This is a genomic window from Lacibacter cauensis (assembly GCF_007830055.1).
GTDB classification, from domain to species: Bacteria; Bacteroidota; Bacteroidia; order Chitinophagales; family Chitinophagaceae; genus Lacibacter; species Lacibacter cauensis.
The window spans coordinates 577,556-593,365 of the sequence record NZ_VLLE01000006.1; the positions used below are offsets into that span (position 1 = coordinate 577,556).

Consider the following 15,810-nt stretch of genomic DNA (forward strand, 5'->3'; position numbering starts at 1 on the left):
AAGAAAAAGCCCTCCGGGAGAACCGAAGGGCTATATAAGCAATTAGTCTGTACGATTATTTCTTTTCAGCACGGAGCTCAACTACTGAAGGATCACCTTCGTGGCAGTCATACTGTGCTACTACACGATCAGCGCTGATACCTTGTACTTCAACCAGGTACTTAACGATCGCATCCACACGCTTCTGACCTAAAGCCTGACCAGATTTGCTCTTAGCAGCGCTACCGCAAACGATCAACTTACACTCAGGATTGCCACGGAGAGAAGAAGCTACGCTACCGCAAAGAGCTTTCGCTTCAGCACTCAGGCTGCTAGCATTACCACCGAAGTTGATGCTTGGTAAATCTACTAAGTTACAAGCTGGAGGAGCTGGTTGGATATTTTTGCAGCACTCAGGATCCGGACACTTACCAACACCATCAGCATCTACAGGCTGGCACTGAGTTGGAGTGATGAGTTCTTTATCCTTACAATCAGGAACACCGTCACCATCTGTATCACGAGCTACACCATGTGTATCAACAGGGCAACCTGCAGGAGTGTTAGGCTCGTTATCGAACTGATCTGTAACACCATCACCATCAGCATCATCCAAAACAGGTTTTGGCATTTTCATGTGGCGAGGAGCGTTTAATTCGTTGTAAGCATAATCCAAAGGATTTAACCACCAGAGAGGCTCAACTGACTTAGCACCGAGGCTGTAATTAAAGTTGATATTTGTGTAATGCCAAGTGTCGAAGTCACGAGTAAGAGCAGCATCGCCTGCAGCCCACTCTTGCCAACGCTGGCCATCAAGTAAATCGTCTTTCGTAGTGGTAAATACTTCTTCAACACCAATGCTGAAACGCTTACCAACTTTGAAAGCTAAACCTGCACCAACTTGAGCTACAGGCTTGAAAGTCATATCGAACAACTTAGGACGACGTAATTGGTGACCATCTGCTTTACTTTCGTAAGTATTGTCCATACCAGCTTTCAAATCACGGAGAATTTGTCTTCTGTTTTTGAAAGAAGATCCATAAGTCGCTGCAACTGTATTGAACAAAGATTCATAAGAAGCACCGCTTGCATTTAAAGCATTCACTTTTGTTTCGTAAATCATACCACCGATGCCAGCTAAGCCATAAATAACAAAATTAGTTTTTGACTTGTGGAAACGGATATTATTAAGAGTTACGATACCCTGTAAAGCTAATTGATGAGAAACTGTACGATAGTTATAGTAAGCTGCATCCAAAATGTTATCGGTCATAGGAACATACAAACTGTTGCGCTGTAATTCCTTTGAACTTACTTGATAAAGTTGACCAGCTTGACCACCAGGCAAACCTGGAGTTGTGCTACCACGTCTGATGTTTTGAGGAGCATCGTAGTATGGTCCGAAAGCAGGGTTCTTAGCATAGTTATAAGCAGGAGTAAAGTTCATACCTTTTGCGATACCGCCGATATACTGTACTCGAGCTGAGAAAATATAACCGAAAGCCTTTCTTACGTGTGCACCCCAACCAATTTGAGGAATCTTAGCATACACATCGCCAGAGATTAATGAGTTACCAACGCTTAAACCGATTTCCCACTGATTACGTGGTTTTGCAGGGAATGCGTTTTGATTTTGTAAAAACTCGCTGTGTTGAGCTTGTCCTTTTTTAGGAATCAGAGAGGAGTCTTTCCAGTCGTAGCTTTGAGCAGAGACGTTTGTTAAAAAGAAACATAGGGCCCCCAGTAAAAGGGTGTACTTTTTGCTTGCCATAGTTGTTGTAATTAAGTTTCGAAAATTCCTGATGATTAGTGCAAAAATAGAGATCACAGCTTAAAAAGCAAATTTTTTGCAATTTATTTACAATCAGTTAGTCGTATATGACCGTTTTCTATAAAGAACCGCTGCTTGCCACGGATTTTTACAGAAAAAAAGGCAATTACCGTAATTTGCCGCATGATGAATACGACTTCTTCCATTCAGCTTCTGATAAAGGACGAACTAAACACTTTTGAAGACAGGTTCCGGCAGGCGGTAAAAAGCAGGGTTTCGCTGCTCGACCGTATTATGCAGTACATCATCAGACGCAAGGGCAAGCAAGTTCGCCCCATGTTTGTTTTTTTGAGTGCCAAATTGTTTGGACCGGTTACTGAGAACACCCACCGTGCGGCTGCCCTGGTAGAATTATTGCATACCGCTACCCTTGTGCACGACGATGTTGTGGACGAATCGATGGAAAGACGAGGTTTTTTTTCGATTAATGCCCTCTGGAAAAATAAGGTGGCGGTTCTGGTTGGAGATTATCTTTTGTCGAAAGGACTGTTACTTTCTCTGAAAAATAACGACTTTAATACCCTTAAAATCCTGTCTGAAGCGGTTGAAAAAATGAGTGAGGGCGAATTATTACAGATTGAAAAAACAAGAAAACTTAATCTTAGGGAAGACGTTTACTTTGAAATTATTACCAACAAAACTGCTTCTCTTTTAGCTTCTGCCTGTGCTGCCGGCGCATGGTCAACTACAGCAGACGAATACAAGACAGAGCAAATGAGGCTTTTTGGGGAAAAAGCAGGCATTGCTTTTCAAATTAAAGACGATTTGTTTGACTACGGAAGTGCATCCATCGGTAAGCCGACAGGTAACGACATTAAGGAAAAAAAACTGACTCTGCCCTTGATCTACACATTAAACAATGTTGATGCTGCTAAGAAAAAGGAGCTGATTTACCTGCTAAAAAACGATAACCGGCAAAAGAAAAATATTCAATACATCATTGACGAAGTGGTTAAGGCAGGAGGCATAGATTATGCAGAAAAGACCATGTTTCGGTACAGAGATGAAGCCATTGCCTTACTGCAACAGTTCCCTCAAAACGAAATAAGAGATGGATTAGAAGCACTCGTCCGCTATACAACCGATAGAAAATACTAGTATGCAGAAAAGATGGACTTTTTTACCTGATAACCCAAAAGGCACCGATATTTTAGAGAAAGAACTAAAAGTCCACCCGGTTATCTGCAGAATTCTTGCTCAGCGGGGAATAGACTCGTTTGCAAAAGCAAAAGATTTTTTCAGGCCACAATTAAACGATCTGCATAGCCCATGGCTTATGAAAGATATGGATAGAGCTGTGGCACGAATTGCAAAAGCTATTACAGCTTCTGAAAAAATACTGGTCTTTGGCGATTATGATGTTGATGGCACAACAAGTGTAGCATGCATGTATCAATTCCTGTGTCAAATTCATCCAAAATCACTGCTCGACTTTTATATTCCACACCGTTACCGTGAAGGATATGGCGTGTCGAAACAAGGAATTGACTTTGCCAAAAGCAATAATTTTACGCTCATTGTATCGCTCGACTGCGGCATAAAATCTGTTGACCTGATTGCTTATGCAAAAGAACTCGGTATTGATTTCATTGTTTGCGATCACCACTTACCCGATGCAACAGTACCCGATGCAGCAGCTATTCTCAATCCCAAACAAACAGATTGCCTATACCCTTACAAAGAACTTTGTGGTTGTGGAGTTGGTTTTAAATTAATTACTGCACTTGCAGAAAAATATCAGCTTCCCGATGAAAAAATATACTGTTACCTCGATCTTGTTGCAACAGCAATTGCGGCCGACATTGTGCCGATTACAGGCGAAAACCGTGTACTTGCGTTTCATGGTTTGAAGCGTGTTAACAGCAACCCTTCCTATGGTATAAAAGCGTTGATGCATTTAAGTGATGTGCGAACTGAGATGCACATCAACAACCTCGTTTTCATTATTGCCCCGAGAGTAAATGCTGCAGGTCGCATGGACGATGCAAAAAAAGCTGTAGAGATGTTTGTTGCCGACTCGTTTGAACAGGCACTAACCTACGCAGAAATGCTGCATGCAGATAATGATGACCGGAAGGAAGCCGATATGTCAATAACCGAGGAGGCCCTGCATATCATTAACAGCAATGAAAAACTGAAAACAAAGAAAACAACAGTGCTTTATCAGCCGCACTGGCATAAAGGGGTTGTAGGTATTGTTGCATCCCGTTTGACTGAACACTATTATCGCCCCACTATTGTATTAACAAAAAGTGGGGATTATGCCGCCGGCAGTGCCCGAAGTGTAAACGGATTTAATTTATATGAAGCCATTCATGCATGCAAGGAACACTTGCTCGGATACGGAGGACACTTTGCCGCCGCTGGCCTTACCCTTCTTCCCGAAAATATTGAGGCATTTGCTGCAGCCTTTGAAAAAACAGTAAGCGAAACAATTAAAGATGATCAGCTGACACCTGAAATAATCATTGACAGCGAATTAAATTTTTCTGATATAAAACAGCCTTTCTTCAACATCATTAAACAAATGGAACCATTTGGTCCGGAGAATATGCGACCAGTTTTTGTATCGAAAAAAGTAACAGACACCGGCTTCAGCAAAATTGTAAAAGAGCAACATATCCGTTTTGTAGTAAAACAAAACGATACAGTTTTAACAGGAATTAGCTTCAGATGCGCTCATTTATTTCCTATTTTACAAAGCGGACCAGTTGATATTGCCTACACGATTGACGAAAACGAATGGAATGGCTCAACAAGTCTGCAATTAAAAGTTATTGATATAAGACCTTCCAGTTGAAGCTGCTCAATCACATAAAATACTTCTATTATATTGCTTCTAACTGGAGCTGCAAACTGGGGTGGTTTACATTTAAAAAAGAAATACAAGGGGAGCTCAAATACAGGATTGACACTACTGCGGCTATTAATGTTTCCAGGTTAAAACTGAAAGGCAACCAGTTGAAACATGCAACCGAGTACATGCCTGTAAACTATTTTACACTCGAAGCCTTACTTAAACGAATGCCTGATGCCGCAAAGAAAGGAACCTTTCTTGACATTGGCTGTGGTAAAGGACGAGCGATGTGTGTAGCAGCAGCGCACGGGTACAATAATGTTGAGGGAATTGATTTTGCCAAAGAGTTACTGGATGCTGCAGAAAAAAATCTTACTCGTATAAAAAAACAGCATTCACAACTTAACTACCAATTAATATGGGGTGATGTCAACTCTCTTTCAATCGACGACCTTGTATCCACCATCTTTCTTTTTAATCCTTTTGATGAAGTGCTGATGAAACAGGTTATCCGCAAGATCAATAACAGCCTGGCGAAGCGTCCCCGGCGTCTGTTTGTTTTGTATTGTACCCCCCGGTTTGAGGAACTCTTTTTTGAAGAAGGATTTGATGTTGCTTTCCGAATTAAAAAGTTCAATTACCTCGAAGGTGTTATTCTGGAAAAAAGTAATACCCAGTAGTTTTACGCAGAAGTTAATAAATATTTTACCTGAAAATTGCTGGCCGAAGCCTCATTCGCTTTACATTTAATTTTCCATTATCCTGCCGATTAATCCGAATCCTTTCTCCTGTATTCTTCCATTTTTATTTTCTAATTAAACTAAAGCAATGAGAAAACTTCAACTGCAGCTGTTGCTGTGCTTTTTATTTTTAGCAACAGGAACCCTCTCTGGTTTTTCACAGGTAGTGATTAGCCAGGTTTACGGGGGCGGTGGTAACAGTGGCGCCACGTACACACACGATTTTATTGAATTGTTCAACAGGGGCACAAGTTCTGTAAGCCTCAGCGGTTGGTCGGTACAATACGCATCTGCCACGGGTACTGCTTGGACAAAAACAGACCTAACCAATGTAACCCTCGCTCCGGGTCAATACTATTTAATTCAACAAGCTGTCGGAGCAGGTGGTACTACAGCGTTACCTACGCCCGATGCTATCGGTACTATTGCTATGAGTGGTACTGCCGGCAAAGTAGCCCTGCTAAATACAAATACATTAATAACATCCGGCACTTCTTGTCCAACAGGAAGTAATGTGCAAGACTTTGTTGGTTTTGGCACAACTGCCAACTGTTTTGAAGGTAGTGGATCAACGCCTGCCCCATCAAATACACTGGCTGTTTTACGTGCTGCCAGTGGTTGTACTGATAATAATATCAACTCAACCGATTTTGCAACAGGCACACCAACTCCCCGGAATACTGCAACAAGCCTCAACCCTTGTTCAGGATCTGTGCTTTCGGTAAGTGCAAGCGCAGGCATTAATGCTTCCGAACCGGCAACAAATGGAACATTCAGTATAACAAGCTCTGCTCCTGCCCCGACAGGTGGCATTTTGATTAATTATTCTTTAGCAGGAACTGCAACAGCTGGCGTAGACTACTCCAACGCATCAACCGGATCTGTTACTATTCCGGCCGGAAGTTCATCGGCAACGGTTACCATTAACGTATTGAACGATGCAGATATCGAGGCTGCAGAAACAGTGCTGCTTACAATTACATCTGTAAGTAGTCCTGCTGTTATTGGTGGTGCTACTGCAACCATTAATTTATTAGACGATGATGTTCCGGCTCCGGGCGCCATTCTCTTAAGCACAAGTTATGCGCAGAACTTTAATACACTCGCAAGCACCGGCACTGGTTTAGTTTGGACGAATAACTCAACAATTGCAGGTTGGTATTCATCCCGTACAACCTATAATAGCGGAACCGGAAGTTCGAATACAGGTGCTCTTTATAGTTTTGGTGATGCGTTGAGCACAGAAAGAGCATTGGGCTCTGTTGGTTCAAGTGGTACAGGAACAGTTTTCTATGGTGCACGCTTTAAGAACAACAGCGGCGCTACTATTACCAAACTTAAAATCACTTACAAAGGTGAGCAATGGCGAAATGGTGGAAGTGGAACAAGCAATACAGTAAATTTCGCTTTCCAAAGCAGTGCTTCAGCACTTACATCGCTTACAAGCGGCACATGGACCCCCATCACTGATTTGAATTTTACCAGCCCTGTTACCGAAGCATCTGCAACAGCTTTGGATGGCAACGCTACCGCCAATTCAACAGGCATTTCCTACACAATCAGAAATCTGAACATTGCACCAAACGATGAGATCATGATCCGTTGGGAAGATATCGATCACAACGGTTCAGATCATGGTTTGGCCATTGACGATTTCACCATCGAAGCAAATCCTGTTGATCTTATCCCCCCAACCGCAACCATGCTGTCGCCGTTAAATGGTGCAACAAATATTGCTGTAAACTTCACATCGTCGATTACTTTCAACGAAGATGTTGTAAAGGGAAGCGGCAATATCATATTAAAGAAAGCAAGCGACAATAGCATTGTTCGTACAATTGCCGTAAATGATGCCGTATTAAACGGTCGTACGTTGAGTGTGAACGTAACCAATTTACAGGTTAACACTGCTTATTATTTTGAAGTGGCGGCCGGTGTTGTAACCGATCTCGAAGGCAATCCGTTTGCCGGCATTACCGGCAGCAGTACATGGGCATTTACAACCGGTATCAACATTTATGTTGCCAATTTTCAAAACTGCTCTTCCGCTTTAAGCGATGGCTTTACACAATACAGCCAGCTGGGAAGCATTGTATGGGCATGTACACCATTTGGTCGTGATCCGAATTCGACTACTGCATCACTTGCAAATGGAGTTCAAATAAATGGTTTTGCAGGCGGCACCAATGTTCCCAATACCGATTGGTTGATTTCGCCTTCGTTCGATTTGACTGCAACAGATTATCCATTGCTTTCGTTCTGGAGCCGTACAGCATTTAACGGTCAGCCATTACAATTGAAAGTTTCTACTGATTATGTAAGCGGAGATCCTTCTGCTGCAACGTGGACGGATATTAATGGCAAGTTCCCCGGACAAACTTCTAACGTATGGACCTTGTCAGAAAACATCAACCTTTCTGCATTCAAAGGAAGCAATGTACATTTTGCATTCGTGTATGTGTCGGATGATGATGAAGGTGCACGTTGGACACTGGATGATATTGCGCTTGGCAATTCACCTGTTCCTCCGCCACCAAGCTTAACTGTAAGCACAACTGATATGCAGTTTGCATTTGCAGCTGCAGGCAGTACAGCCGATAAAACATTTACACTGGTTGGCAACGATCTTACAAATGATATTACACTCACAGCAACAGGAGCTTTTGGCTTATCGAAAGATGGTGTTACGTTCAGCTCTTCTGTTACGTATACTGTTGCAGAAGCAAACAACCTCTTTAAAACAATCACTGTACGTTTTGCTCCAACACAAAACAACCAAAATTTTACAGGAAGCATCAGTATCAACAGTGGCGATCTTACTGCAGCCATCAGTCTTGGCGGTTCCAGTATTGATCCTGTTACAACACTGGAAGTAGTCAACTGGAACGTGGAATGGTTTGGCAGTGTTGACAACGGACCAACAAATAACGATCAACAGCAACAGAACGTAAAAACAATTCTCAGCAATCTTAATGCAGATGTTTATGCATTGGCTGAAGTAGTAAGTGAGGAACGTTTAGCTGCGATAGTAAGCCAGATGCCCGGCTATACGTATGCTATCAGCAACTACGGTTCGCATACAAATACAAGTGCTAACCCGCCTTCGGCGTTAGCAAGTGCACAGAAGCTGGCCTTTATTTACAAAACTTCTGTACTGAGTAATGTAAGTACTACAGCGTTGTTATCGCAAGGCATTAACTCTGCTGCCGATCTTACAAACCCTGCTTACAATTATTGGGCAAGCGGTCGTTTCCCATATATGTTGAGCGCCGATGTTACGTTGAATTGTGTAACCAAACCAGTGAAGTTTATCCTGGTACATGCAAAGGCAAATACATCACCTACTACTGAATCGTATAACAGAAGAAAGCGTGGTGCAGATACACTGCATTACATCTTGCAGCAGAACTATGCGAACGACAACATCATTATCCTTGGTGATTATAATGATGACTTGGATCAATCCATTACTGCCGGATTTACAACCACATCGTACTCCATTTTCACAAACGATGCTGCAAACTTTACACCGGTAACACTGCCGTTGAGTTTAGCAGGCAAAAAATCGACGGTAAGTTATAATGATGTAATTGATCATGTAACTGTTTCGAACGACCTCGTTACAGATTATCTGCCTGCCAGCGCTAAAATTCTTACCGATGTTACATCGCTGGTAAGCAATTATGGTTCTACTACATCCGATCACTACCCCGTATTCAGTCGTTACCGTTTTGCAAACACCACTGCACCTGCAGTAACAACCTGCACAGCTGAAGTAAAATTCTGTGCGGTTGAAAACAATACGTACAGCGTTCCTGCTTTTGTTGCTACAGACGATTGCGGCGATGCCCTATCCTACAGCTACAGCATCAGCGGAGCTACCGAACGCAGCGGCATCGGTAATAATGCAAGTGGCGTATTTAATATCGGAACCAGTGTTATTGTATGGACAGCAACTGACGATTGGGGTAACCAGGCAACCTGCAGCACTACAGTAATTGTAAACAGCAATCCTGTTGTTACAATTGCCGATGCATATGCTTTGCCAACAGGTACATTGCCCAACACCGTTTATATTGGTTATGCTCCTGCATCATCTATTACATTAACAGCTTCGGCAAGTGGCGGAACTACAGCGTACAATTACAGCTGGTCAAGTGGTTCAACTGCTGCAACAACAACAGTAAGCCCGCAAACTGCAACAGTGTATACGGTTACAGTAACCGATGCCAATGGTTGTACAGCAACTGCTGAGAAAGCAATTGATGTACTCGATATCAGAAGTGGTAAAAAGCTTGATAAGGTTACCGTTTGTCACCTTACGGGAAGTGGCCAACATGCAATCAGCATCAGTAAGGAAGATGTAGCCGACCATCTGGCACATGGCGATATGCTTGGAAGCTGCATAGCAACACAGCCGTCAGTAGCAAGCCGTATAGTACCGGTAAGTAGCGCACTGGCCGTTCAGGTATTACCTAACCCATCTACATCAGTATTTACTTTACTGGTAAGCAGCCAGCGTACCGAGCGTATTGTTGTACGGGTGTTGGATGTGCAGGGTCGGGTACTGGAACAACAAATAAATAATGGCCAAAACCAGCCGGTTAAGGTTGGCGAAGGCTTCCGCCCGGGTATTTATTTCGCAGAAATAATCCAAGGCAATGAGCGCAAACTCATCAAACTGCTGAAACTGTAAAAAGCAAAAGCCTTGATAATCAAAGCGCCCCGCCAAAACGGGGCGCTTTTTTTGCAACACTTTTTTGCAAAGCCTTTACAGTATTAGCTTTGCCGACTGCAACAATGCCTAAATGCCTGAAAAAACAGGGCTTTCGTGAAACAAGTTCGGCTGTATTCCCCTACCTTTGCAGCCCCAAATCTGTATTGGCAGATTTCCCAACCGCAAGGAAGGGATCCGATGGGTAAACCCAATTTTTAATTTTTAAATCACAAACAGTAATGAACAATTACGAAATGATGGTGATTTTTACCCCTGTTCTGTCTGATGACGAATTCAAGGCAGCACAAAAACGCTACATCGACCTGGTTACCGCTAACGGCGGCGAACTGGTTCATAGCAACCCTTGGGGTTTAAAGTCACTCGCTTATCCGATCGAGAAAAAAACAACCGGTATCTATTGGGTTGTTGAGTACAAAGCTCCTTCTGACTTTAATGCGAAACTGAACATTCAGATTCACCGTGATGAGCAAGTGCTCCGTCACATGTACACTGCACTCGACAAATACGCCGTTGAGTACAATGCAAAAAAGAGAAGTGGCGTAGCATCTTCAACTGAAAAAGCGGAGGCGTAAGTCATGGCAAAGAATGAAATCAAATACCTGACGGCGATCAAAACCGAGAAACCTCGTAAAAAATATTGCCGCTTCAAGAAGTATGGTATCCGTTACATCGATTATAAAGATGTTGAGTTCCTGAAAAAGTTTTTGAACGAGCAGGGTAAAATTCTTCCCCGTCGTTTAACCGGTAACTCTTTAAAGTACCAACGTAAATTATCAGATGCTGTTAAGAAAGCACGCCAGATGGCGCTGTTGCCTTACGTAACTGATTTGTTGAAATAAAATCATTAGTGAACCTTTCCCTAACTCCCGCCAACAGCGGGAAGACAGTGTAAAAACTGGGTTACGGAAACTAAAAACAAAACAATGGAAGTAATCTTAATTCAGGATGTGAACACACTCGGCGGTAAGAACGAGGTAGTTAAAGTAAAGAACGGTTATGCCCGTAACTTTCTCATCCCTCAAAAATTCGCTGTAGAAGCTTCACCTTCTAACCTGAAGCAGTTAGCAGAACGTTTAAAAGTACAGAAGAAGAAAGAAGATGCAATGATGGCTGAAATTAAGTCGGTTATTGCTAAGCTTACTGAAGCTCCTGTAAAACTTACTGCTAAAACAGGCACAAGCGGCAAAATTTTCGGTAGCGTAACCACTGTAATGATTGCACGTGCAATCCGTGAGCAGAAAGGTTATGAAATCGATCGCCGTAAGATTCACCTGACTGATGAAGTGAAAGAGCTTGGTACTTACAAAGCAAAAGTTGATTTTGCAAACGGTAACGAAGCTGAAATTGAACTGGAAATCGTAGCAGAAGCTTAATTCCCTTCAATTGAAAATAAACAGAAGTCCCGCTTTTTTAGCGGGACTTTTTTATTTTCACTACAGATATCATTTTCTATGCTGCATAAAACACTTTACCCACTTCTGTTTTGCTGCTTGTTTGCACTTGCTTTACCTGCTTGCAAATCATCGAACGGAAAAAACCACGAACAAACTGCTGATACCATTCCGAAAAAGCAACCTGCCGACATTACACTGCCCGGCAACTTCAGCACACAAACCCAACTTAAGTTCGACAGCTCGGCTATTCCTGCTTTCTTTAAACAATATCCAAAGCTAAAAGTATACGAAAAAGAGCTTCTGAATTTTTATCGTCAGCGTAATTACGCTTATGCCTGGTTCGATCAAAATGGCATTCTTGAACAGGCAGGTAATCTCTACAATAAGATTGAAAACATTTCTGACGAAGGTGTTACGCCAAAGCTTATTTACCACAACGAGTTTCATGCGTTGATGGATAACGATTCAACAGAAACTTTTACCGGGCAGCCCAACAGCAGCATTGAACTGATGCTTACTGCACAATATTTCTTTTATGCTAAAACGATCTGGACAGGGCTTGGTGCTAAAGGAATGCAGGCAAGTAACTGGAACCTGCCACGAAAAAAATTATCCTATGTTGCGTTTCTGGATTCGTTACTGAATGTTCCTTCGTCTGCTTTCATGAGTACAGAACCGGTATTCCGGCAATATGGATTACTCAAAAACTTTTTAAAACAATACCGCAGCATTGAACAAAGCGGCAAATGGAAACCGATAAAAGCAGATAAAAAAAGTTATCGCTTGGGCGACAGCAGCAAAGTAATTACCGAAATAAAAGAACATTTGCAGTTGCTGGGCGATCTTAAACGCAACAACCAATCGAACCTGTTTGATGCAGAGCTGGAAACTGCAGTGAAGAATTTTCAGCAACGGTACGGCATTAAAGATGATGGCATTGTTGGCAGAAGTATGATTGCAGAACTCAATTTTCCCTTAGCGAAACGTATTGAGCAGATCATTGTAAACATGGAGCGTTGCCGTTGGTTACCTGTTGCACTCAACCGTGATTATATTGTTGTCAACATTCCCGAATTTAAATTCCATGCGTACGAAAACGATTCACTTGCATGGAGTATGAATGTGGTGGTTGGTACAGAACTGAACAAAACCGCCATCTTTAACGGCATGTTGAATACGGTTGTGTTTAGTCCGTATTGGAATGTACCAACAAGCATCAAGAACAAAGAAATTTTACCTGCCATCCGTCGTAACAAAAATTATCTTGAACGTAACCACATGGAATGGAATGGCAACAACATCCGTCAAATTCCTGGCCCGTGGAATGCACTGGGAAAGGTAAAATTCCTGTTCCCGAACAGCCACAGTATTTATTTGCACGACACACCTTCCAAATCGTTGTTCAGCCAGGACAGACGGGCCTTCAGCCATGGATGTATTCGTGTGGAAGAACCAAGACGTTTAGCAATTTATGTATTACGTCATCAACCCGAATGGACAGAAGCCCGCATCGACTCGGCCATGAATGCCGAAAAAGAATTTTATGTGAAAGTGGCGAAACCAATACCAGTGTTTATTGCTTATTTTACTGCCTGGGTCGACCGTGATGGACGGATCAATTTCCGGAACGATCTGTATAAAAGAGACAGCCGGCTTGCAGAAATGATCATCGAAAATTCAAACCTTAAATGAGTTATTCCAGAATTATAGCAGGCACCATGAAATGGGGTGCATGGGGTGCACACTTTAATACAGCCGCATACGAAGCAATGATCAAAAATTGTTTGCAGCTGGGTGTTACTACTTTTGACCATGCAGATATTTATGGTGACTATACAACAGAAGAAGAATTTGGTAAGGTGTTGAAACACGAGCCTTCGCTAAGGCAGCAAATGCAACTCATTACCAAATGCGGCATTCGAATGCTTTCTGCTCATCGTCCGCAGCATAAAATAAAATCGTACGATACATCCTTCACCCATATCACACAATCAGTTGAGCAATCCTTAAAAAATCTCTCCACCGATTATATTGATTGTTTACTCATTCATCGTCCTGATCCTTTATTCAATGCAGAAGAAGTAGCTGCAGCATTTGAGCAATTGCAGAAAGAAGGTAAAGTATTACAGTTTGGCGTATCCAACTTTCGCAAATGGCAGGTTGATCTTATCCGCAGCCGATTCCCCATCAGTGTCAATCAAATTGAATGTTCAGTGTTGCATCTCGATCCGTTTGGCGATGGCACACTCGATCAATGTCAGCAACACAGCCTTATTCCAATGGCATGGAGCCCGTTGGGTGGTGGCAATTTATTTGCCGACGATGAAGATGAACGTAACAAACGGATTCTTGCCGTGGCCAACTTGCTTGCCGATAAATACAATGCTTCTGCAGATGTATTATTGTTCAGCTGGCTGCTCACACATCCATCCCGCATTTATCCTGTAACCGGCACCTCTAAAATTGAGCGCATAAAAGCCGCTGTAGATGCAACGAATATTAAACTTGAACGTGAAGACTGGTTTATGATGTGGCGAGCAAGCACGGGAAGAGAAGTTGCTTAACGGTTCTTCGGGAAAACGGTTGTAGTTTCGTGCACTTATTCACTAAATCCTCTTTATGAACAAGACTACCATTGCCGTTCTATTTGCACTTATCTGTGCTGTTTATTTTGTTGCATTGGGTGTTGATACAATGGATGTCGATTCATCGCAATACGCTGCCATGAGCCGTGAAATGAAGGAGAGTGGCAGCTACCTGCAGGTGTATGAGCAGGGAAAAGATTATTTAGATAAGCCACCTTTTCTTTTCTGGGCATCGGCAATATCAATGAAAATATTTGGTGAAAATAATTTCGGCTTCAAGTTCCCTTCTATCCTCTTCGCCATTTTTGCAGTGCTTGCTACATTCCGTTTTGCACGATTGTTTTACGACAGAACTGTTGCCTTAATTGCAGCAGCTGTACTTGCAACCTGCCAGGCTGTTTTCTTAATTACAAACGATGTACGTACCGATACTATTTTAATGAGCTGGGTAATCATTGCTATGTGGCAACTGGCAGAATGGTATCAATCAAAAAAAATAAAACACTTTCTCTTTGGTGCTGCAGCTATTGGTGCAGGCATGGTTACCAAAGGCCCCATTGCATTGTTTGTGCCCATCTTTGCATTCGGCAGTCATTTTGTTTTAAAGCGTGAATGGAAACAAATTTTGCAACCCGTTTATCTTTTGGGATTAGTCGTAATTGCTGTTGTGTTGGTACCAATGAGTATTGGTTTGTACCAACAGTTCGATCTTCATCCCGAAAAAACAGTGAATGGCTTAAAGAATGTTTCGGGTTTAAAATTCTTTTACTGGACACAAAGCTTTGGCCGCATTACCGGCGAAAACGTTTGGAACAATAATGCGCCTTTCAGTTTTTTGTTTGAGAACTTATTGTGGGGGATGTTACCTTGGACGCTATTCTTTGTTGCAGGCCTCGTTCGTGAATTGGTGATGATCGTTTACAACCGCTTTACCGTTGCACGCAACGAAGAGTTTTTAACAACAGGTGGTTTTGTGTTGAGTTATTGCTCATTGGGTATTTCAAAATACCAGTTACCGCACTACATCTATGTGGTGTTGCCGTTTATTGCCATCATTACAGCCAAGATGATGTACAGTTTGTTTTGGGAAAATAAACTCAACTGGCTGCGGTTAACGATTGTACCCATTCAATGGTTGGTGATCATGGTATTACTTGCTGCGCCATTCCTTATTTTGTTGTTTGCATTTCCTGCCGCATCAGCATGGCCCTGGATTGTTGCTGCTGTTTCGGTTATTGCAGCTGCTGCATTACTCTTCAATAAAAACATCAATCGTAAACTCATTGCCTTATCACTTTCAGCAATTATTGGTTTAAATATTTTTCTCAGCAGTTGGTTTTACCCCAGCTTGTTAAACTACCAGGCAGGTAATACTGCCGGTCGTTTTGTAACGGAACAAAATATTCCGAAAGACAAATTCTTCCTGTATAAGTTTTCAGGCAATGGTACTTCGCTGCACTTCTACAGTAAACGCATAGTAAAAAGCCTGAATGATTTGAACAACATTAACAGTGGGATGTACCTGCTTACGATGGAAGAAGGATTGAGAGACCTTGCAGAACGCAACATTCATTTTGAAGTGGCACAGGAAGGACTCGATTATCATGTAACTGCATTAACAGGTAAGTTCCTCAACAAGGACACACGTGATGCACAATGCAAAAAATATTACGTGGTAAAATTGTTGTAGAGAATCCTCTTTCTTTTTAACGTAGAGAAAAAAAGCTAAAGCAAGCGCAGATTTTG

Annotated in this window: 11 protein-coding genes; 10 read left to right on the forward strand and 1 reads right to left on the reverse strand. The window is 42.3% G+C overall.

Annotated features, from left to right (window positions below; genetic code table 11):
* Window positions 1-55: 55 nt before the first annotated feature.
* Window positions 56-1,750, reverse strand: coding sequence for an OmpA family protein (locus IQ13_RS19175; protein ID WP_144888284.1), 1,695 nt, complete (start codon window positions 1,748-1,750; stop codon window positions 56-58).
* Window positions 1,751-1,936: 186 nt separating this feature from the next.
* On the opposite strand from IQ13_RS19175, the gene IQ13_RS19180 reads away from it, so the two are divergent.
* From IQ13_RS19180 to IQ13_RS19225, 10 genes are all read left to right on the forward strand, one after another.
* Complete coding sequence (locus IQ13_RS19180; protein WP_144888355.1) at window positions 1,937-2,908, forward strand: polyprenyl synthetase family protein; 972 nt, start codon at window positions 1,937-1,939, stop codon at window positions 2,906-2,908.
* 1 nt (window position 2,909) lies between these two features.
* On the forward strand, window positions 2,910-4,610 hold the full coding sequence (recJ, locus tag IQ13_RS19185; RefSeq protein ID WP_144888286.1) for a single-stranded-DNA-specific exonuclease RecJ: 1,701 nt from the start codon (window positions 2,910-2,912) through the stop codon (window positions 4,608-4,610).
* Window positions 4,607-5,287 carry a class I SAM-dependent methyltransferase gene (locus IQ13_RS19190; protein ID WP_144888288.1) on the forward strand — a complete coding sequence of 227 codons (681 nt, stop codon included), beginning with the start codon at window positions 4,607-4,609 and terminating at the stop codon, window positions 5,285-5,287. The genes recJ and IQ13_RS19190 overlap by 4 nt, the downstream gene beginning before the upstream one ends.
* A gap of 148 nt (window positions 5,288-5,435) precedes the next feature.
* The gene (locus IQ13_RS19195; RefSeq protein WP_144888290.1) at window positions 5,436-10,043 is read left to right on the forward strand and encodes a T9SS-dependent choice-of-anchor J family protein; all 4,608 of its coding nucleotides are present in this window, start codon (window positions 5,436-5,438) and stop codon (window positions 10,041-10,043) included.
* A 260-nt stretch (window positions 10,044-10,303) separates the two neighbouring features.
* Window positions 10,304-10,657, forward strand: coding sequence for a 30S ribosomal protein S6 (gene rpsF, locus IQ13_RS19200; RefSeq protein WP_144888292.1), 354 nt, complete (start codon window positions 10,304-10,306; stop codon window positions 10,655-10,657).
* Between the two features lie 3 nt (window positions 10,658-10,660).
* Window positions 10,661-10,924, forward strand: a complete 264-nt coding sequence (gene rpsR / locus IQ13_RS19205; RefSeq protein ID WP_129130194.1) for a 30S ribosomal protein S18 — start codon at window positions 10,661-10,663, stop codon at window positions 10,922-10,924.
* 84 nt (window positions 10,925-11,008) lie between these two features.
* Complete coding sequence (rplI, locus tag IQ13_RS19210; RefSeq protein WP_144888294.1) at window positions 11,009-11,458, forward strand: 50S ribosomal protein L9; 450 nt, start codon at window positions 11,009-11,011, stop codon at window positions 11,456-11,458.
* A 117-nt stretch (window positions 11,459-11,575) separates the two neighbouring features.
* Window positions 11,576-13,171 (forward strand): L,D-transpeptidase family protein, encoded by a 1,596-nt coding sequence (locus IQ13_RS19215; RefSeq protein WP_158637444.1) that lies wholly within the window; start codon window positions 11,576-11,578, stop codon window positions 13,169-13,171.
* Complete coding sequence (locus IQ13_RS19220; protein ID WP_144888299.1) at window positions 13,168-14,043, forward strand: aldo/keto reductase; 876 nt, start codon at window positions 13,168-13,170, stop codon at window positions 14,041-14,043. Before IQ13_RS19215 ends, IQ13_RS19220 begins: the two co-directional genes overlap by 4 nt.
* A gap of 55 nt (window positions 14,044-14,098) precedes the next feature.
* The gene (locus IQ13_RS19225) at window positions 14,099-15,754 is read left to right on the forward strand and encodes an ArnT family glycosyltransferase (RefSeq protein ID WP_144888300.1); all 1,656 of its coding nucleotides are present in this window, start codon (window positions 14,099-14,101) and stop codon (window positions 15,752-15,754) included.
* The last annotated feature ends 56 nt before the right edge of the window (window positions 15,755-15,810 follow it).

Bases quoted from the DNA above. Each gene is read 5' to 3' on its own strand.
- IQ13_RS19175 (WP_144888284.1), bottom strand. From the start codon at position 1,750: ATGGCAAGCAAAAAGTACACCCTTTTACTGGGGGCCCTATGTTTCTTT.
- IQ13_RS19180 (WP_144888355.1), top strand. From the start codon at position 1,937: ATGAATACGACTTCTTCCATTCAGCTTCTGATAAAGGACGAACTAAAC.
- recJ (WP_144888286.1), top strand. From the start codon at position 2,910: ATGCAGAAAAGATGGACTTTTTTACCTGATAACCCAAAAGGCACCGAT.
- IQ13_RS19195 (WP_144888290.1), top strand. From the start codon at position 5,436: ATGAGAAAACTTCAACTGCAGCTGTTGCTGTGCTTTTTATTTTTAGCA.
- rpsF (WP_144888292.1), top strand. From the start codon at position 10,304: ATGAACAATTACGAAATGATGGTGATTTTTACCCCTGTTCTGTCTGAT.
- rpsR (WP_129130194.1), top strand. From the start codon at position 10,661: ATGGCAAAGAATGAAATCAAATACCTGACGGCGATCAAAACCGAGAAA.
- rplI (WP_144888294.1), top strand. From the start codon at position 11,009: ATGGAAGTAATCTTAATTCAGGATGTGAACACACTCGGCGGTAAGAAC.
- IQ13_RS19220 (WP_144888299.1), top strand. From the start codon at position 13,168: ATGAGTTATTCCAGAATTATAGCAGGCACCATGAAATGGGGTGCATGG.
- IQ13_RS19225 (WP_144888300.1), top strand. From the start codon at position 14,099: ATGAACAAGACTACCATTGCCGTTCTATTTGCACTTATCTGTGCTGTT.